Origin of the sequence: Capnocytophaga ochracea DSM 7271 (assembly GCF_000023285.1) — a bacterium.
Lineage (GTDB): Bacteria > Bacteroidota > Bacteroidia > Flavobacteriales > Flavobacteriaceae > Capnocytophaga > Capnocytophaga ochracea.
Window position 1 is genome coordinate 1496672 of sequence record NC_013162.1, and the last position, 17423, is coordinate 1514094.

The following is a 17423-nucleotide window of genomic DNA, read 5'->3' on the forward strand; positions in this document are numbered from 1 at the left end:
AGAGGTTTTTTAAACTTTATATATTTGCTTATTTTCTTCGTATATACTTTAAAATGAAATACTTATTTATTTGTTATAGCCATTTTACCAAAGCGAAATCTTGGCGGTGTGGCAATAAATTATTTTTAGGGAAAATTCTTATTGCTAAGTGCAAAGCACCTGGATATTCTGAGGCAATTTCCAATTGATAGGTAGCTTTGTTGCCTTCTTGAGCTACTACCGTAAACTCACTTGTCGAGAGTACTTTAAACTTATCGTCTTTATGTTGGGCTACTACCAATTCTACTCCTACGTCTTCAGGACGTAATTCTCCTAATTCTAAGGTAATTTCACCTTTGTATACCTTACCAATAGAAATGAGTTGCTCATTGCGATTAGGTACCTTAAAGCTCACTACCTTTATATTATCCCATTCTTGAGTAACTTTGCGTTTCCAGTTCGAAAGTTCAATAGCGATTGCAAAGTGATTGTCTTTAATCTTGGTTACGCGCTCAGTCATTGGGTAATAGTATTGCTTTTCGTAATCAGTGAGCATACGAGTAGTGGTAAAGTTTACCGCCACTTTGGCAATGGTATTCTTGATGAGTGCACACCAGCGTGATGAGATGCCATCTTTATTCTTATCATAGAATATAGGAGCTATCTCGTCTTCAATAATGTTGTAAATCGTCTCTGCATCCATTTCGTCTTGATACTGCTGGTTTTCGTAGGAGCGTTCCATAGGGAGAGCCCAACCGGCATCTTCCCGATACCCTTCTACCCACCAACCATCAAGTACGCTGAAGTGCATTACCCCGTTCATCGCAGCTTTTTCACCACTGGTTCCTGAGGCTTCTAGCGGACGTGTAGGGGTATTCATCCATACATCTACTCCTTGTACCATATGGCGCGCGAGCTCCATATCGTAGTTAGGAACGAATAATATCTTACCTAAGAACTGTGGTAATTTAGAGATTTCCACAATATTCTTAATCAAATCCTGTCCTGCTTTATCGGCAGGGTGGGCTTTCCCTGCAAAGATGAACTGTACAGGACGCTCAGGATTGTTCACTATTTTATCCAAACGCTCTATATTGGTAAAGAGCAAATGAGCGCGTTTGTAGGTCGCAAAACGACGTGCAAAACCAATGGTAAGGATATCTTCGCGTAAGTTCTCTTTGATTTCCACTAACTGACGTGGAGAGAAATAAGGGGTGTTCTTCTCTAAACGCAGCTTTTGTTCTACACGGCGCAAGAGCTTAGAACGAAGAGCCGTTTTGATTTCCCACACGCGTTGGTCAGATACCTTATAGATGCCCTCAAAGCTCTTAGGGTCGTAGTGATGTGTTTTGTAGTCTTTGCCAAACACCTCGTTTTCTACTTCTTTCCACAAGCCAGCTGTCCACGTAGGTTGGTGTACCCCATTGGTTACATAGCTAACGTGAAGTTCTTCGGGCATATAACCTGGCCACAAGTCTTTGAGGATTTCTTTACTTACCTCACCGTGTAGCCAGCTCACACCGTTTACTTCTTGCGAAAGGTTCGCTGCGAGGTTACTCATCGAGAATTTCTCGTGTGGGTTTTGCAAGTTTATTTTACCCAAAGCGAGTATTTGTTCCCAATTCACGTGCAATATATCGGCGTAATTTCCTAAATAAGCGCGTAATAAGCCTTCTTCAAAAGCATCGTGACCTGCGGGTACTGGGGTGTGAGTAGTAAAGAGCGATGAAGCGCGCACCACTTCCATCGCTTCCGAGAAAGTAAGGTTCTCGTTTTGGATATACTCGCTGAGGCGTTCCAACCCTATAAAGGCAGCGTGCCCTTCGTTGCAGTGGTAAATATCACTGTCGATACCTAGCTTGCGCAACATCTTAATACCTCCTAAACCTAATAACATTTCTTGTTTAAGACGGTTTTCCCAGTCGCCTCCATATAAGTGGTGGGTGATAGAACGGTCGTCTTCGCGGTTGTTCTCAAAATCGGTGTCGAGAAGATAAAGCTCTATACGACCTACGTCCACACGCCATACACGTGCATATAGGGTTCTACCTGGTAAATCTATTGATATAATCAACCATTTTCCACTCTCATCTGTTACAGGCGTTACCGGTATCTTCGAGAAATCTTGTGCTTCGTAGTCGGCTTCTTGGTTACCTGCTGAGGATAGTTTTTGAGTGAAATAACCATAGCGGTATAACAACCCTACTCCAGTGATTTTGGTTGCCTTGTCGCTGGCTTCTTTTAGGTAATCGCCTGCCAAGATACCCAAACCTCCTGAATAAATCTTCAAGGAAGAATGTAAGCCGTATTCCATACTAAAATAAGAGATAGACGGACTTACCATCTCCGATTTCTTAGCCATATAGGCTTGGAAATCACCATATACTTTCGAAAGATTGCGCATAAATACCGCATCTTGCTCCAATTCTTTATAACGAGTAAGTGAGATGCTGTCCAGCAAGGCAATAGGGTTTTTACGCACTTCTATCCATTGGGCTTTATCTATGTATTTAAAAACTTCGTAAGCCTCGTCATTCCAGCACCACCAAAGGTTTTTAGCGAGTTCTTCGAGCGGTTGCAAGGCTTCTGGAATTGCACGGTGGATAATCACACTGCGCCAGTTAGGCGTGTTCACCACCTTCGATTTCTCTAAATATGCCACTCCATCAGTTTCTACCGGAGGCAGACTCTCCACTCTGTCCTCTATATTTTCAAGAGTGAGTTCATAACATTTTATGTAGTATTGTACTAAGTTCTTCCACAGAGCGATTTCTGATACTTTACCTGCTGTTTCGCGAAGCTCTTGGAAGTCTTGTTCTTTCCTGTCTAATAAATTCTGAATATTCTTAGCAATTGCGCCTACTACCTCACCGTAGTTGCTATCAGTGCGCGGTACTACTTCTATCGCTTTTTGTTTTTCGGGGTAATAATCGTTCACCCACTTGCCAAAACCTGCCAAAGTAGTGGTAATGGTAGGTACTTTAAAAGCTAAACTTTCAAGCGGTGTATAGCCCCAAGGCTCGTAGTACGATGGGAAAGCGGTGCCGTCTAACCCGATGAGCAAGTCGTAATAAGAAAGGTTGAACACCCCGTCGTTGCCATTGAGATAACTTGGACAGAAAATCACTTTTACCTTATCTTCCTTCCTATTGAAGAGCTGTTGCTCATAAATACGAGTCATTATCACATCGTGATACACATCAGGGAGAATATGGGTAAGGTGCTTTTGTTCGTTTTCGGTAGTTTGCTGAGGGTTGTGCAAATTGTTTAGCAATCCTTGGTTAGGCGCATCGTGAGCTGTAGGAATTAAGATGTAAGCCAAAAGCTCTTTCTTGTTATTAGAATTCCTATTCAGTGCTCCCAAGGCATCAATAAAGGCATCGATACCTTTGTTGCGGAACTCATATCTACCGCTGATAGCTACAATTTTGGTATCCTTGCTAATAGGTTGGGTTACCAAAGCCTGTGCTACGCTGATAAGACGCTGTTTAGCTTCTGCACGCTTCTTATCAAAATCTTTTTCAGCTGGTACTATGGCGTCGTTGAAGCCATTAGGCGTGATGATATCAGTTTTTCTACTGAGGAAGTGCAACGCTTCTTGGGCAGTAATTTCGCTTACCGTAGTGAAGCAATCGGCTACTTTGGTAGTTTCTTTTTCGAGGAAGTGCTTGTGTTGTACCCCAAACCGATAGGCCATTTCTTCGGGTTTGTAGTTCTTCATATCGTTGTAGAGCGGATAACCATTGCCGGCAATCGCACGACCTACTACGGTAGCGTGAGTAGTGAATACCGAACCTATTTTAGGCATTTCTTCTTCCAAATAGAGTAGCGCACTACCGGTCATCCATTCGTGGAAATGGCAAATCACGTTTTCGCGTGAAGCAGTGTTGAACTTCACAAAGCTCTCAATCACCTTCCCTACTGCATAACCAAAAAGCACCGACTCTACGTAATCCCACGGACTGTTGTAAGAATCGAGCTTATAGTTATCCCAATAATAGCGCAAAATCTCGTTTTTAGCACTTACATAATGAGAGAAATCTACGAGAATTACTATGGGGTTGCCTTCTATTTTCCAATTCCCCACACGCACGCGCAAGCCCTCAGAAGCTGCTTTAGCACGCCACGATTTGAAGAGTTCGGGGTTTTCTACAAATTCTTTATTTTCGTTGTGTTGCCAAATATCGGGACCAATCAGAATGTATTTCCTTCTGAATTGTTTCGCAATACTCGGAGCTTTTGTGGTAATCACTGTGTGAATACCTCCTACTTTGTTACATACTTCCCAACTGGTTTCAAACACATAGTCGGGATTAATTTTCTTTGTATTACTCATTATATTTAGTGTTTAGTCGTTAGTTGTCAATTTTTAGATGTTTTATGTATCATTAGTTTCAAACAATACCATTTCTCAATCGCTTTCCTCTCATTTCAGTTCCTTCTTTAATATTACCTTCGTCATTCCTCACTCGTCCCTATTCCCCCTCTCCTTGGGAGAAGTCTCCGAATAGGAGAGTATGTGAACGGGGTGAGGATTCCTTTTCTTTCGCCTCGAAACCCTGTTTTTACCATTTTTTACATTGTTGTATTATACTATTAATCAATTAATTATATACCCTTTCTATACCAATCGTCCAAGATTCGTATAAGCTTCCTATAAGCTTCCTATAAGCTAAGTACACCCTTCCAATACCCTTTTTTCATCAAAAATCCCTTCAATCTCCTTCCGAACTTTTTCGATATCTTTTGAATTGTCCAAAAGACTGCTTTTATACCAAACAAAAAAAGTACCTTTACAAGCAACGTTGCAAAGGTACAAAGTTTTTTTTGATTATAATACTATTTTCAAGAAAATAAATTTTAGCTAAGAGATATAAAACAAATCTTTTAATCTCCAAAACGTATCCCTATAGAAAAAGGATACTCGTTTACAGGATTGTTGCGGAAAAGAGGAGCAAGGCTATATCGAGCATAAATCACATAATCTTTATATCCTAAATGAGCCGAAAGCCCATATACCCAAGGACTGATATTTAAGTCCTCTCTTATAACATTTTTATGAATAGAACCATCGTCATATCTTATTTTCTGACTGTTGCCTATGGATACCCCTACATAACCCCCAAAACCTACTCTGAAACTGTCGTGAACAGGGTAAATGGTTACTCCGTTCTTAGTTTTAGGAGGTGTAAAATCAAATTCGAAGTCTACAGGCACGATGAGGTAATTGGTGCGCAATTTCGATTTGTTAAGTTTATTAGCAGTATACTCCACCGATTTTGTTACGCCGTTTTCTCTTACAAAGTACTCGCTCTCTTTGAATTTGAGTCCGTCGTGCATCCAGGCAATTCCATAGTTGATATGCAACAAATTGTTCGTTTTAAGCAAGCGAAACCCTGATGTAAAGCCCAATTCAAACGATTTAGAACCTAAGGGTTTAAAACGATTATCACCAAAGCCATTGCTACTGTTTAGGTTGTGAAACCCTATTGCCATATAAAGCTCTATTTCGTCTAAGGCACGATTGGTATTCACTTTTTTCTCTTCCTTCTTGCGGAAAATATTTTCTAATTCTTCCATTGCGCGCTTATACGCATCCGATTTAGCTGTGGTAACCGTATTGGTTTGGGTTTCTGTGGAAGCTGATGTCGCTCCTTCACGTATGAGTTTCGCTAAATGTTCGGCTTCAGCAGCCGTCTTTTCTTTGATATTCTTCTCGGTAGTAGCCGTGAGCTCTTCTTTCATCTGCTGACTCAGTTCTTCACTGATTTTCTTCTCTTTGAGCAACTGATTTACGGCTGAAAGTTTCTTTTTGAGCGTTTCTTTTTCTGCAAATACAATAGAGTCTATCGTGTATTTCGATTTTTTGATAGCTTCTTTGGAATGGTCTTGTGCGAAGGTGACGCTTGTCGCCAACAAGCAAGTCACCCATAAAAAATGTAATGTTCTCATTTTGATATTTATTTTTAGTCTTTATTGTTTAAAACAACGCGTGTTCCTACTTCTTTTAATAGCCTTTCAGCTAATAGTTTTACCCTGTTTCTAAGCAAGTCCCTTTCAATGGTGTTAAAAGTAGCATCTTGCTCGTATTTTTGATTTACATATTGGTTGAGTTGAGCTTGAGTAGTAGCGATAAGAGCTAAATCTTCTGCCGATAGTTGCTGTAAATCCCCTGTTATTTGCTTTTCCATCTGTTTTGTAATTCTGGTTTCAATAGCATCAGCAGTATACTCGGCAAAAAGAGTATCTACCTCATTGATATCGAGTAGGGCAGGAGAAGCTATGGAACTCTTAGTAGCTGGTAAAGTTGTAAGAGTCCTGTGGACTATGGGAACTGTGGGAGTTTCGGTTATCGTAGTAGGGGTGAAAGTAGTATCAACAGATGATACGTTTTCTTTTTCAGTGGTTACAACTACTACTTTCTGCGATTGATATTCAGGGCTTGTATTGGTTTGTTGCTGTTGTAACAAATACCCTATCCCGAGGCACAATAGCAAGCAGGTAGCTATGGCGTAATACCACACTTTTCGGCTTTTGTGCTTTGCTTGTTGGGCTTCACTCTCGGCTAATTGCGCCTCTAACTGTTCCCATAGGGTAGGTGAGGGGGTGATTTTCCGATACCTAAATAGGCGTTGTATGCTATCTTTCCACATTTTTTAAGCTCTTTTTTTATAGTTTGTAACGTATTGTTGTAAAAGTTTTTTGGCATAAGCCAATTGCGATTTAGAAGTGCCTTCACTAATTCCTAACTTCTCTGCTATCTGCTTGTGAGATTCATTTTCAAACACATAAAGGTTAAAAATGGTACGACAGGCAGAAGGAAGTTTATCTATAAAGGCTTGTATTTGTTCATCGTTAAAAGATTCATTGTCTAAATCACTCTCGTCGATAGTGTCGTAAGTATCGCTCCAATCGGTGAAGGATAGCTTTTGGGCTTTGCTTTTGAGAAAATCTATGCATTCATTTACAGTAATCCTGCGTATCCACGCATAGAAGTGCTCTTGTTCTTCATATTTAGAGAGACTGGTAAATATCTTGAAGAAGGCTTTCAGTAGGGCATCTTCGGCGAATTGCAAATCACTAATGTACAGCCTGCACACACTCAGCAAAGCAGGAGCATACTGGTCGTACAACTGCTTTTGCGCTAAGCGGTCGTTGCGCTGAGCTTTCTCGATGAGACAATGGTCGATTTGCATTTTTCTTTAAATGATGAATGATTTATTCTTTTTAAGGTTCAAATTAAGTACGATGTAGAAAAACAGGAGATTGTTCAACTTCATCGGTTACGGCAGTTTGATTGTACAGCCCTTTCCTATGTTATTTTTTTTAAACCATCCTTGAGGCACTTCAAGAGCATAACGCACAGGTTCCGATGAGTCCACACTTTGATGGCTGAACGGTGTCATATCGCGTGTTTCGCGAATTTCGCCATTCGAATTAATGAACGCAATTGAAAGGGGAGTAGGCGTATCTTTCATCCAAAAGCTTAACTTTTCGTCTCTTTTAAAGATAAAAAGCATACCCGTTCCTTCGGGAATATTCTCACGCCCCATATAACCTTTTGACATCTCTCGTATGGAGCGAGCAAGCTCAACTCTTATGGGAATGGTCTTGCCGTCAAGATTTGTAATGGTCAAGTCCCTCTCTTCAAACTCAAGCGTGAGGGCTGAACAGGCAGTAAAAACAAGGTAGCACAATAGGATAACTCCTATCAGCAATAGTTTAACAGATGTAAATATTTTCTTTTTCATAAGTCCTACAAAATTAAAAGTTCAGAAAATAAATATATGAATTTTGATATCTCAATTATCCTTTTTGCCCTTATAAACGAAGAAAAAATAAAAAGGTTGGAAAATAATTAGAAAAATTGTCAATTAGCAAATTATTTAGTTTTGGCAAAGTTGGCTTTTATTGTTTGATGATGTCGTAGCCTTTTACAGTAAAGGGAATTCCGAAGCCTCCATTCACTTGCCTGATTGTATTATCAGGGAAGCGTAACCAGCACTTGTTGGTAGTGGCGTTGAAGGTAATAGTAGCATCATCTTTACCTCTCACTTCCACAAACTGTACACCTACCCACATTTCGCCTTTGGGTACTAATACTGATAGCTTATGAGTGAAAGTTTGTGGGTTATCAGAAGGGAATAAATGAATGTAAATAGGTTCTTTGATAAGCGGAGTGAAGTTTTTGTGCTCCTTATCGGTTTGGTACACTACTACACGCAAGACTGCCATATAAAAGGTACTTTCCCTAATCTCAATACTGAACTCGGTAAGCTGAGTGTCGTTAGAAAGCAAAATGAAATCGCCTAATTCTGAGAGGACGCCACCGTGTTGCTGAAAATACTGTTTCATTTCGCCGTAAAGAGTAAAAGGGGTAGTTACTCCTTTACTTTTTACATAGCGTATTTTAGGTGTTTTCATTGTTAGTGTAGTAGTGGGAAGGTTAATTACTGCTTCGGTGAGTTGCACTTCTTTTTTGATATCACGATAAGCTAATACTTTATGTTGATAGCTCAAATGTGAAAAATAAATGCTATCAGTGGGCTTTGCCCCGAGCTTTTCGAGCGAAAAGTAACCATTTTCATCGCTAATAATACCTTTATTGGTACCTACTATGCCTATATTCACGTATTCAACAGACTCGTGATGCTTGTTTACCACCCTTTGTTGAGCAAAACAAGGGAGCGCAAAAAGTATCAGATGGAAAAAGAGGAAACGTTTTGCCATATTCTACTAAAATTTTATACCTATTGAAAAAGGGTGTATATTGTTAGGGCTATTTTCGAATAAGGGAGCTAAACTGTATTTAGCATAAATCGAAAACCATTTGTTGCCCACTTGAGCTGATAGTCCGTAGGTGAATTTATTTACTTTCAAACCATTGCGAAGAAATAGTTTTAAATGGTCGTCTCCCTCAGTGTATTTTATCTTTTGGTTTACATCGATGAGTGCGCCAAAGTAAGCGCCTCCTCCTATATGTATTTTTGACTTAAAATTCTTTTGTAATTCAATAGGCAAGATGAGGTAATTAACACGCAGTTTAGCTCGGTCTAAAGGCTTAGAAAAAGGTACTAATTTTGTGTCACCATTTTCTGAAATGAGATAATTATTACCTTTTATGTTTAGTCTATTGCTTTGCCATACTAAGCCGTAATTGAGGGAAAGTTGTTTCTTTTTATACAATTGAGAGGTAAAAGCAAGTCCTAATTCTGTATTTAAATAGGGGTTAAAGTAAGTTTTATCATTGGTTACAGACTGTAATCCGATAGCCAAATGAATAGCTACTGTAACTCCGTGTTTATTTTCATTATATTTATTGGGCAATGAATCTAACTGTTGAACAGTTTGTATATAGTTCTCTTTCGCCTCAGTAGATATAAGACTATCGAGCGTTGCGTTTTTTTGCAGGGTGTCTATACTGAGTTCAGTAGCCTTTTGCTGGATAAGAGCAGATAGGCGTAAGCCTTCTTTATAGGTTTTCTGTTTAGTGCTCAGTTCGCCTGCTTCCTTAATTTCTTTGAGCATTTTTGCACTTTGCTCTTTGGTAATCTTGCCCTCTTTTAGCAACTGCTGAACGGCGGCTTCTCTCTTGTAAAGAAGTAGTTTTTCGGTTGCTACTATAGAATCGATAGTATACTTAGATTGCAAGATTTCTTTTTCAAAAGGATTTTGAGCCAAAAGAGCTGATACTGAAAGGAAAGCAATAAGTGATAAAAGCTGTTTCATAGAAATGTCTTAATTTGTTCATTAACAATTGGTAAATTGAGGGCAAAGATAGAGAGAAATCAGTAAATTGACAAATTAGAAATTTTAAATACGAGTTGTTTAGGCAGTTTGATTAGCAAATTATTTGTACTTTTGTAGCCTTAAATCATTAGCTCATCGGTAAATTTAAAATGCTTACACTCATTCGTTTTATAAAGAATTGGACACTGCCTATTTCTATGGGCATAGGCGCTTTGGTATATCTCATATTTTACTACGTGCCTGCACTGGATACTCTCTCACAAAAACTTGCTCCTACGTTCGACACTATACTGCCTCTGTTTATGTTCCTGATACTGTACGTTACTTTCTGCAAGGTAAACTTTAAGAAGTTGTTGCCTGTACGATGGCACTTTTGGGCAAGTCTCTTCCAAATCGTTTTGGTAGCAGCGATTGTAGGGGTGATTCTTTATTTTCGGATTGGAGGCAAGGAGTTGATACTCTTGGAGAGCATTCTTGCTTGTGTGATAGCCCCTTGTGCCGCAGCTGCAGCGGTAGTAACCTTAAAACTTGGGGGCAATTTGGAACAGATGACCACCTACACTTTCCTCTCTAATCTGCTTTGCGCCCTACTGATTCCGATTTGTTTTCCGCTGATAGAACCTGCATCGGAGTTTACTTTTTGGACTGCTTTCTCACTCATAATGCAGAAAGTGTGTTTGGTGTTGGTTGTGCCTATGCTCTTAGCACTACTCACCAAGAGCGTGCCACAACTTCACCGCTTTCACCAGTGGTTGATACACATTCCTGACCTCTCTTTCTATCTTTGGGGTTGTTCACTGATGATTGTTACCGGTACGACTCTTAAAAATATTTTCCACGCACAATCGGGGATAGGTTTTTTATTGCTCATTGCTTTTTGGGGGTTACTATTATGCCTAATGCAATACGCTATTGGACGGTATATAGGTCGGTTTTTTGAAGCTTCGATTGAGGCAGGACAAGCCTTAGGACAAAAAAATACGGCTTTTGCCATTTGGATAGCTACCACTTACCTGCACCCTCTTTCCACCGTAGGTCCTGGCTGTTATATTTTGTGGCAGAACATTATTAACTCAATAGAAATTTGGAAAAGAGGAAAGTATAAGGCTTAACCCTTTGAAATAAGGTTAAGTAAACGTCTTATAAAAATGAAATTTCGTATATTTACCTATTAAAACCATATAGAGAATTTTATTGCTATCTACACCGAAGCTACACCGAACCCATAGTGGGTCTACAGTGGCTCTACAGTGGGTCTACAGTGGCTCTACACCGAACGATAAATAGTCTTAAACCGGAGAGCAGATGGGCACATTTGCTAAATCAGTAAATGTTTTATAATTTTGCAGTACTAATTAACAAAAGAACAAATTAACTAATAAACCTATGGCAAAAATAAAAGACAACTTAGCAATGCAAGGCATCTCGGGGAAACTCGGCAACCAAGTAGTATATCGCAGAGTAGGCGATAAGATTATTGTTGTTGCAAAACCCCGCCGAAAGCCTACTACTCACCCTACTCTCATCTCGCAAAATAACCGATTTAGGCTCGCTAGCACCTATGCCAAAAACGCTTTGCAAGACCCTGTTCTGAAAGACTTATATACAGCAGAAGTTAAACGATGTGGTGTTATCAACGCTTATAATATGGCAGTGTCCGACTATCTCAAAGCTCCTGAAATCAGACACATCGACGCTGAAGCCTATACAGGTACTCAAAAAGGAGAGCTTATAACCATTGAAGTAAGTGATAATTTTAAGGTTGTTCAGGTGAAAGTAACGATATTGCACGGTGAGAAAACCGTTGAAGAAGGCAATGCCGTACTTACCGCTGACATTTGGCAATACGCTACTACTGCCCTGAACCCTGCCCTTTCAGGTAGTAAGATAGTAGTTACAGCCCTCGATAGACCCAATAATAGAGTTACCAAAGAGATTGTTTTATAACATTTACTGATAAAATTCACTCGGATTTACCCCTAAATGCTGTTGTACAAAGCGAGAAAAATAGGCGGTAGACGAAAAGCCAAAAAGGTCGGTGAGCTCGGTGATAGAGTGTGTTTTTTGTTGCAACAGTTTTCGTATATGTATGGTAGTAAAGCGATTAATCCAAAAGAGGGCATTGCGCCCACTCACCTGTTTGCATACTTCCGATAGATGCTTAGGCGAGACAAAGAGCTTATCGGCATAATAGCCCACTTCGCGATGTTGCACATACTCTTCTTGTTCTAACAACACCATAAAACGCACTATAAGATCGTTGTCCTGAAAGGTTATTTTCTGCTTCCCAAACAGCGAGGTATGAATATCAAAATAATCTAAAATAAGCATTTGCACCGCACTGTGTAGTACTTCCTCTTGAAAAGCGTGAGTGGTATCGGTCAGTCGGTGTTTTATTTGCTGAAAATCGTATTGCAGTTGGGCAAACTGCTTTTCGGTGAGGGGCATAATAGGGTTAGCAAATAGTGCCAACGCCCCTCGTATGCCATAATTGCTACGCGGGGTACAGTATTCGGCATATTTAGGGGTGAGGTAGATACAAGTAGCTTGCAAGTAGGGTGAGGGCACAACTGCCTCTATAAACTGCTGATAAGGGATAATCATCGTTTGTCCGGCTTCGAGCGCAAAATTTTCTCCGTTATACTGAAAAACATAACTACCCGCCTCGCACAGCACGTGGGCTATACAATGTCGCAACTCCTCACTACCCAAGCGGTGAAGATTGTCTTCAATAATGATATTTTTGTTATCCATACTCATAATGCGACAAAGATAGAAAAATTTGTAAAAACTACCGACTTTTGTATAACAATCTGTTCAAAATACCGCCATACCTTTGCCTCGTCAAACAATAAAACAAATTAAAAATGAAAAACATCATTACAATTCTGTTGTTGAGCTTCTCTTTCATTACGTATGCTCAGCACAGTACGCAAGAAACAAAAGTATTACAGCTTTCCGAAAGCCTTTGGAAGGCAATGCAACAAGCAGATAAACAAACTCTTGTAGAAAATATTGCTCCTGAGGCAGTTTTTGTACATATGGGAGCAACTCTTGTTAGAGATAAAGAAATAGAGGTACTACAGCAAAAAGGTATTGTACTAAAAGAAGTGGCTACCGAAAATACTTCTGTACGTATCGTAGGTAAAACGGCTGTGCTTTTGCGCAAACTGCAACTTACTGCTATTGTAGGAGGTAATGAGGTGGTCAATCCGTTTGTAGTAACCGAAACTTACACTAAAAAAGGTAGCAAATGGCAGTTGCTTTCTCTCTCTTACACTAAAATTATTTACTAATTTATGAAAAAGACAATAACCCTTTTAACTCTTACTACTATTATGAACCTATCCGCACAACAAATGCAACCCGTGTAATACACCCGTAATGATGGTATTGGCATTGCCGCTAATGTCTATACACCTGCGGGTCACGACAAAAGCAAAAACACACGCTACTATAAAAAAATGGTTTGCTCATTTGGCTATAATGGATGTGCAAAAAGCTAAAACCGAATGGAAAGAACCTGTAAGTGAAAAAGAATATATTCAATTAATAAAATAAGAATTACAAATGAAAAACATTGAGTTAAACAACGGGGTACAAATGCCCCTATTGGGTTATGGTGTATACCAAGTAAACCCCGAAGAATGTGAGCGTTGCGTAAGCGATGCTATTGCGGTAGGCTACCGAATGATTGACACTGCCCAAATCTACAAAAATGAAGAGGGGGTAGGCAATGCCATTAAGAAAAGTGGTATCGACCGCAAAGAGTTCTTTATCGTTACCAAAGTGTGGATAAGCAATGCAGGCTATGAAAAGGCAAAAGCCTCTATCGAAACCTCTTTGCGCAAACTCCAAACTGATTATATCGATTTGCTACTCATTCACCAACCTTTTGGCGACTATTATGGCTCTTATCGCGCTATGGAAGAAGCCTACAAAGAGGGTAAAGTGCGCGCTATTGGGGTCAGCAACTTCTATGCCGATAGATACCTCGATTTGGCATACCACTGCGAGATAAAACCTGCTGTAAACCAAATGGAAACACACGTATTCTACCAACAGCAAGACCTCCAAGAGCTAATGAAGAAGTACGACACCAAACTAATGTCGTGGGGACCTTTTGCCGAAGGTAAAAACGATTTCTTTGCCAATCCTATTCTCAATGCTATTGGTGAAAAGTATCACAAAAGTGCTGCCCAAGTAGCCTTGCGCTACCTATTACAACGCGATATTATCTGTATTCCTAAGTCGGTGCGCAAAGAGCGTATGGAACAAAACCTTAATGTTTTTGACTTCCAACTCTCAGCAGAGGATATGGCAAAAATTCAAGCTCTTGATACCAAGCAACCGCTCTTCTCTTCTCGCCGAGATCCTGCTTTTGTAGAGATGATACTACAATATGGTAATTAGGTCGTAGCACGAATCGTAGCACGATAAGCAATAAAAAACTCCCCGTGTGAAGAATACCCCTAAGTGAGGAATAGCTCGAAACACTTAGGACATTAGTAAACAAATTATTAATCATAAATAAAAAAAGACAGATGACAGCAATGTACACAGCAGTGGCCACCGCAACAGGTGGTCGCAACAGAAAAGTAACTTCTGACAATGGCGTATTAAGCCTAGAAATACGTTCTCCTAAAGCCTTAGGCGGAGCTAACGACGATTATACCAATCCTGAGCAGATTTTTGCCGCTGGCTATGCTGCTTGTTTCGACAGCGCACTGAATTTGGTTATTAGACAAACTAAAATAACCACTGGTGAGACCGCTGTAACAGCACACGTATCTATTGGAAAGCTGAACAACGGCGGTTTTATTTTCGGCGTAACCTTACAAGTGAATATACCTAATGTGTCGCTTGAACAAGCTAAGGAACTTGTAGCAAAAGCCGACCAAGTTTGTCCGTATTCTAACTCTACTCGTGGGAATATAGAAGTAACCTTTGAAGTAAGTAATAATTAGGTCGTAGCACGACAAGCAATAAATAAAAATCCTTGTGTGGTATATACCATACAAGGATTTTTTAATAAAACATCTAACTTGCATCTATTTGCTAAATTCTACTTCAGCATTTAGTTTAGTTATCTTTTCTTGCAATTTAGTGATGTCTTTTTGCAATTTCTCAATACGGCGATTACTTTTGGCTAAATTCCTGTTAGCCCTACTAGCTTTGCGCAATGCCTTTTGAGCTTTGTTCGCTTTTTTAGCACTTGCCGAAGCCGAGTTGGCATCACTAAAAGCATCCGTACGATTGGTAGCTTCTTCATTAGCTTGTGTAGCCTCAGTTTGCAACGACTGATTATTGGTTTGCTCTTGAGTGAGTCTCATTTGCAATTCGTTGAGCTCGGTATTGAGTTTCAAGGCTTGTTGTTGTTTTTCCAAGCGTTTCATCTCTGGTGATTTAGCTGTACCACAGCTCACTAGCATAAAGGAAGCTAACACTCCCATTAAAAGTACTTTTTTCATCTTTTTTATATTTAAATTAATTCCGCAAAAGTAATACTTAATCGGCAAACATGCAAATCAAAAAATCATTTACACCTAATAAAACGCCTCTTTTTCAGCTGAAAAAGAGGCGTTTTGTTAATTCACTAATTGCCTAATCTACAAATTAGCTAATTTTCTTAATTTCCGCTACTAAGCGAGCAGCGTGTTCTTTCGCTTTTTGCTGTACTGCCAAAAGTGCCTCCTTAGGCATCACATTAGGTTCATAATGCATTGCATAAGAGACTACGGGGTCTAAAAACTCCATTTTGGTAAAGTTAGCCGTCTGACGGTGAGGATAAAAGAAATTAGAAATAGGACATTTTTGATAGGCTTCTTCAGGAGCTCCCGTAGTGAAAGAAAGCAATAGTTTTTTGCCTTCCAACTGATAAGCTGTATCATAAGCAAAACCAAAAGCAAAAACATCATCTACCCATTTTTTTAATAGAGCAGGAACTGAATACCAATTCAAAGGAAACTGCCATACAATCACGTCAGCCTTAACAAGTTTGACTTGCTCAGCAACTATATCAAACTGATAATTAGGATAAAGCGCTTGTAACTCACTTATCTCAACTTCAGGAAGCAGGCGTTTTACCTCTTCCAAAATAGCCTTATTGGCGTTGGACGTCTCCATAGCGGAGTGTCCGTTGATAATTAATACGTTCATATAGAATTATGATTTAAAACTTTAAGTCTGACAAAAGTACTAATTAATCGGCAAATGTGCAAATTTGAAAAATGGGGCAAGAAGATAATTATTAGGGTTTCTAGTTAAAAGCTGTTATCTCGCAAAACCTTACAAGTTGGTTGGTAGCTTTTTGCAAGTCACTCTTCCTTACTTTGGTTTTCTCAGTAAAAAGGTCGGTAGTTAGGTTAGTTGCTTGTTTATCAATACTCGCTTTCCAATTGCCTACAACTCTGCCTTCGTGCAGAATAACCGGTTTAAATATACCAAACTTATTATGTGCCTTTGCTTCGTGCTTTTTGTCGAGAGCTACCCAACGGCTTTTATAGCCTATCAGATACTCATCGTACGGCGGAAGCAAATGCATTGTTTTTGTGTAATCGGTAGCTTCAAAGTTATTGCGATACAGATACATTGGAGTACTTTCTACCGAAACTTCTTCTAATTCAGAGGCAATCCCCTCTATAGCTTTTTTACATTGCATTTTAGGCAATCCCGACCACCACGTGAAATCCTCTAACGAGGCAGGCGAATGACTCCTGAAATACTTCTGTGCCAGTCGTTTCAAAGCTTCATCAAGGATAATAACAGTTGTTGTAGGTACTCTTTTCGACAATAGAGCCCAAGTAGCTTCCTTGCCTTGCATTACCCCCGAACACAAAAGCCCTTCAATCTCAGCACGCAATAATAAAGGGTTGAGCAGTTTGTCATCAGGTAAAAGTCCCAAAGTTGTGAGTCTGTTAGCAATAGCTTTTTTAGACAATGACTTACCACCAACTAACAGTTCTCGTAGAGCGTGGGTTACCTCCTCAAAGTAATTTTGGGCAAACGCTGTACTGATACTCTTTTGCCAAGATTGCAAAGTACTCAGATTGCGTTCCTTGCATAAAGGAAGTAACCAGCCTATATCCGTTTTGCTCACCACTTGCACCGTACAACGCAAGAGATGAAGGCGCAAAAGTTCAGCCTTAGCAAAAGCCTCTTGGAGTTGAGCTAATTGCGGAGTACATTGCCGTATACCTATCGCTCAACGAAAATAGTTATAATCCTGTGCCTGCATAGCCCCTTGCCACACTACAATATCCTCAGGTTTTTCATATTGAGGAGAAAGCAATTGCTGGTGTAACAATCTCAGTGTAATAGCCTCTTGCCTACTTATTGTTCTCATCAACTCACCTGCTTATTAACTAATTGATTCATCTTGGAGAGTGTTTCCTCTATCATCGCCATACGCTTCTTTACTTTCTCTACTGAAGCATCTAACGTGTACCCCTCATCAAGGAGTTCTTTGATGAGGAGTATTTTTTGATATTCAGGTAATCATACCGGCGATTTTTCCCTTCCTCTTCCGTTAAACTGGTGATAATTCCTTTCTCTTCCCAATAGCGTATTTGTCGGGTAGGGATACCAGTGATTTGCGATACTTCCCCTATGCCCACTACCAATTTCCGCAGAAAATCAAAGTCTAACAAGAGTTCTTTTTGTACTTCTTTTGCCATAGATTGTAAATAAATTAC

Annotated in this window: 18 protein-coding genes and 1 pseudogene; 6 read left to right on the forward strand and 13 right to left on the reverse strand. The window is 39.7% G+C overall.

All coding sequences use genetic code 11. From position 1 onward, the window contains the following. Positions 1-73: 73 nt before the first annotated feature. From glgP to COCH_RS06485, 7 genes are all read right to left on the reverse strand, one after another. Positions 74-4315, reverse strand: coding sequence for an alpha-glucan family phosphorylase (gene glgP / locus COCH_RS06455; RefSeq protein WP_015782439.1), 4242 nt, complete (start codon positions 4313-4315; stop codon positions 74-76). A gap of 551 nt (positions 4316-4866) precedes the next feature. Next, positions 4867-5931 (reverse strand): TonB-dependent receptor, encoded by a 1065-nt coding sequence (locus tag COCH_RS06460; protein WP_015782440.1) that lies wholly within the window; start codon positions 5929-5931, stop codon positions 4867-4869. 14 nt (positions 5932-5945) lie between these two features. Then, entirely contained in the window at positions 5946-6632 is a 687-nt protein-coding gene (locus COCH_RS06465; RefSeq protein WP_015782441.1) for an anti-sigma-K factor RskA, read from the reverse strand. A gap of 3 nt (positions 6633-6635) precedes the next feature. Beyond that, the gene (locus COCH_RS06470) at positions 6636-7175 is read right to left on the reverse strand and encodes an RNA polymerase sigma factor (protein ID WP_015782442.1); all 540 of its coding nucleotides are present in this window, start codon (positions 7173-7175) and stop codon (positions 6636-6638) included. An 87-nt stretch (positions 7176-7262) separates the two neighbouring features. Next, complete coding sequence (locus COCH_RS06475) at positions 7263-7730, reverse strand: DUF192 domain-containing protein (protein ID WP_015782443.1); 468 nt, start codon at positions 7728-7730, stop codon at positions 7263-7265. A 157-nt stretch (positions 7731-7887) separates the two neighbouring features. After that, a complete protein-coding gene (locus COCH_RS06480; protein ID WP_015782444.1) occupies positions 7888-8709 on the reverse strand; it encodes a carboxypeptidase-like regulatory domain-containing protein in 822 nt (273 codons plus the stop codon). A gap of 6 nt (positions 8710-8715) precedes the next feature. Then, entirely contained in the window at positions 8716-9708 is a 993-nt protein-coding gene (locus COCH_RS06485; RefSeq protein WP_015782445.1) for an outer membrane beta-barrel protein, read from the reverse strand. A 170-nt stretch (positions 9709-9878) separates the two neighbouring features. On the opposite strand from COCH_RS06485, the gene COCH_RS06490 reads away from it, so the two are divergent. Together COCH_RS06490 and COCH_RS06495 are read left to right on the forward strand one after the other, a co-directional pair. After that, entirely contained in the window at positions 9879-10841 is a 963-nt protein-coding gene (locus COCH_RS06490) for a transporter (RefSeq protein ID WP_015782446.1), read from the forward strand. 274 nt (positions 10842-11115) lie between these two features. Continuing rightward, positions 11116-11676 (forward strand): hypothetical protein, encoded by a 561-nt coding sequence (locus COCH_RS06495; protein ID WP_015782447.1) that lies wholly within the window; start codon positions 11116-11118, stop codon positions 11674-11676. A 3-nt stretch (positions 11677-11679) separates the two neighbouring features. Here COCH_RS06495 and COCH_RS06500 read toward each other — a convergent pair whose 3' ends face one another. Then, on the reverse strand, positions 11680-12483 hold the full coding sequence (locus COCH_RS06500; RefSeq protein WP_041546749.1) for an AraC family transcriptional regulator: 804 nt from the start codon (positions 12481-12483) through the stop codon (positions 11680-11682). A 113-nt stretch (positions 12484-12596) separates the two neighbouring features. Here COCH_RS06500 and COCH_RS06505 point away from each other — a divergent pair, with 113 nt between their 5' ends. The 4 genes from COCH_RS06505 to COCH_RS06515 all read left to right on the forward strand — a co-directional run bounded on the left by COCH_RS06505 (position 12597) and on the right by COCH_RS06515 (position 14696). Then, the gene (locus COCH_RS06505) at positions 12597-13025 is read left to right on the forward strand and encodes a nuclear transport factor 2 family protein (protein WP_015782449.1); all 429 of its coding nucleotides are present in this window, start codon (positions 12597-12599) and stop codon (positions 13023-13025) included. A gap of 88 nt (positions 13026-13113) precedes the next feature. Continuing rightward, a complete protein-coding gene (locus COCH_RS12510) occupies positions 13114-13290 on the forward strand; it encodes a hypothetical protein (RefSeq protein WP_223375710.1) in 177 nt (58 codons plus the stop codon). 9 nt (positions 13291-13299) lie between these two features. Beyond that, positions 13300-14142: an aldo/keto reductase gene (locus COCH_RS06510; RefSeq protein ID WP_015782450.1), complete on the forward strand. Its 843-nt coding sequence runs from the start codon at positions 13300-13302 to the stop codon at positions 14140-14142. Positions 14143-14273: 131 nt separating this feature from the next. Next, a complete protein-coding gene (locus COCH_RS06515; protein WP_009417696.1) occupies positions 14274-14696 on the forward strand; it encodes an organic hydroperoxide resistance protein in 423 nt (140 codons plus the stop codon). A gap of 84 nt (positions 14697-14780) precedes the next feature. Here the strand turns inward: COCH_RS06515 and COCH_RS06520 are convergent, their stop codons facing one another. From COCH_RS06520 to COCH_RS06535, 5 genes and pseudogenes are all read right to left on the reverse strand, one after another. Then, positions 14781-15200 (reverse strand): hypothetical protein, encoded by a 420-nt coding sequence (locus COCH_RS06520; RefSeq protein ID WP_015782451.1) that lies wholly within the window; start codon positions 15198-15200, stop codon positions 14781-14783. A 145-nt stretch (positions 15201-15345) separates the two neighbouring features. After that, complete coding sequence (locus tag COCH_RS06525; RefSeq protein ID WP_015782452.1) at positions 15346-15888, reverse strand: NAD(P)H-dependent oxidoreductase; 543 nt, start codon at positions 15886-15888, stop codon at positions 15346-15348. A 100-nt stretch (positions 15889-15988) separates the two neighbouring features. Continuing rightward, a complete protein-coding gene (locus tag COCH_RS06530) occupies positions 15989-16930 on the reverse strand; it encodes a winged helix DNA-binding domain-containing protein (protein WP_316899579.1) in 942 nt (313 codons plus the stop codon). 3 nt (positions 16931-16933) lie between these two features. Continuing rightward, complete coding sequence (locus COCH_RS12515) at positions 16934-17074, reverse strand: hypothetical protein (protein ID WP_223375711.1); 141 nt, start codon at positions 17072-17074, stop codon at positions 16934-16936. Continuing rightward, positions 17074-17405: pseudogene (locus COCH_RS06535) on the reverse strand (MerR family transcriptional regulator). The gene COCH_RS12515 and the pseudogene COCH_RS06535 overlap by 1 nt, the downstream one beginning before the upstream one ends. Positions 17406-17423: the final 18 nt, after the last annotated feature.

What these genes read in the sequence shown, in the direction of transcription:
- glgP (WP_015782439.1), bottom strand. Translation starts at nt 4,315, where the DNA reads ATGAGTAATACAAAGAAAATTAATCCCGACTATGTGTTTGAAACCAGT.
- COCH_RS06460 (WP_015782440.1), bottom strand. Translation starts at nt 5,931, where the DNA reads ATGAGAACATTACATTTTTTATGGGTGACTTGCTTGTTGGCGACAAGC.
- COCH_RS06465 (WP_015782441.1), bottom strand. Translation starts at nt 6,632, where the DNA reads ATGTGGAAAGATAGCATACAACGCCTATTTAGGTATCGGAAAATCACC.
- COCH_RS06470 (WP_015782442.1), bottom strand. Translation starts at nt 7,175, where the DNA reads ATGCAAATCGACCATTGTCTCATCGAGAAAGCTCAGCGCAACGACCGC.
- COCH_RS06475 (WP_015782443.1), bottom strand. Translation starts at nt 7,730, where the DNA reads ATGAAAAAGAAAATATTTACATCTGTTAAACTATTGCTGATAGGAGTT.
- COCH_RS06480 (WP_015782444.1), bottom strand. Translation starts at nt 8,709, where the DNA reads ATGGCAAAACGTTTCCTCTTTTTCCATCTGATACTTTTTGCGCTCCCT.
- COCH_RS06485 (WP_015782445.1), bottom strand. Translation starts at nt 9,708, where the DNA reads ATGAAACAGCTTTTATCACTTATTGCTTTCCTTTCAGTATCAGCTCTT.
- COCH_RS06490 (WP_015782446.1), top strand. Translation starts at nt 9,879, where the DNA reads ATGCTTACACTCATTCGTTTTATAAAGAATTGGACACTGCCTATTTCT.
- COCH_RS06495 (WP_015782447.1), top strand. Translation starts at nt 11,116, where the DNA reads ATGGCAAAAATAAAAGACAACTTAGCAATGCAAGGCATCTCGGGGAAA.
- COCH_RS06500 (WP_041546749.1), bottom strand. Translation starts at nt 12,483, where the DNA reads ATGGATAACAAAAATATCATTATTGAAGACAATCTTCACCGCTTGGGT.
- COCH_RS06505 (WP_015782449.1), top strand. Translation starts at nt 12,597, where the DNA reads ATGAAAAACATCATTACAATTCTGTTGTTGAGCTTCTCTTTCATTACG.
- COCH_RS12510 (WP_223375710.1), top strand. Translation starts at nt 13,114, where the DNA reads ATGATGGTATTGGCATTGCCGCTAATGTCTATACACCTGCGGGTCACG.
- COCH_RS06510 (WP_015782450.1), top strand. Translation starts at nt 13,300, where the DNA reads ATGAAAAACATTGAGTTAAACAACGGGGTACAAATGCCCCTATTGGGT.
- COCH_RS06515 (WP_009417696.1), top strand. Translation starts at nt 14,274, where the DNA reads ATGACAGCAATGTACACAGCAGTGGCCACCGCAACAGGTGGTCGCAAC.
- COCH_RS06520 (WP_015782451.1), bottom strand. Translation starts at nt 15,200, where the DNA reads ATGAAAAAAGTACTTTTAATGGGAGTGTTAGCTTCCTTTATGCTAGTG.
- COCH_RS06525 (WP_015782452.1), bottom strand. Translation starts at nt 15,888, where the DNA reads ATGAACGTATTAATTATCAACGGACACTCCGCTATGGAGACGTCCAAC.
- COCH_RS12515 (WP_223375711.1), bottom strand. Translation starts at nt 17,074, where the DNA reads ATGAGAACAATAAGTAGGCAAGAGGCTATTACACTGAGATTGTTACAC.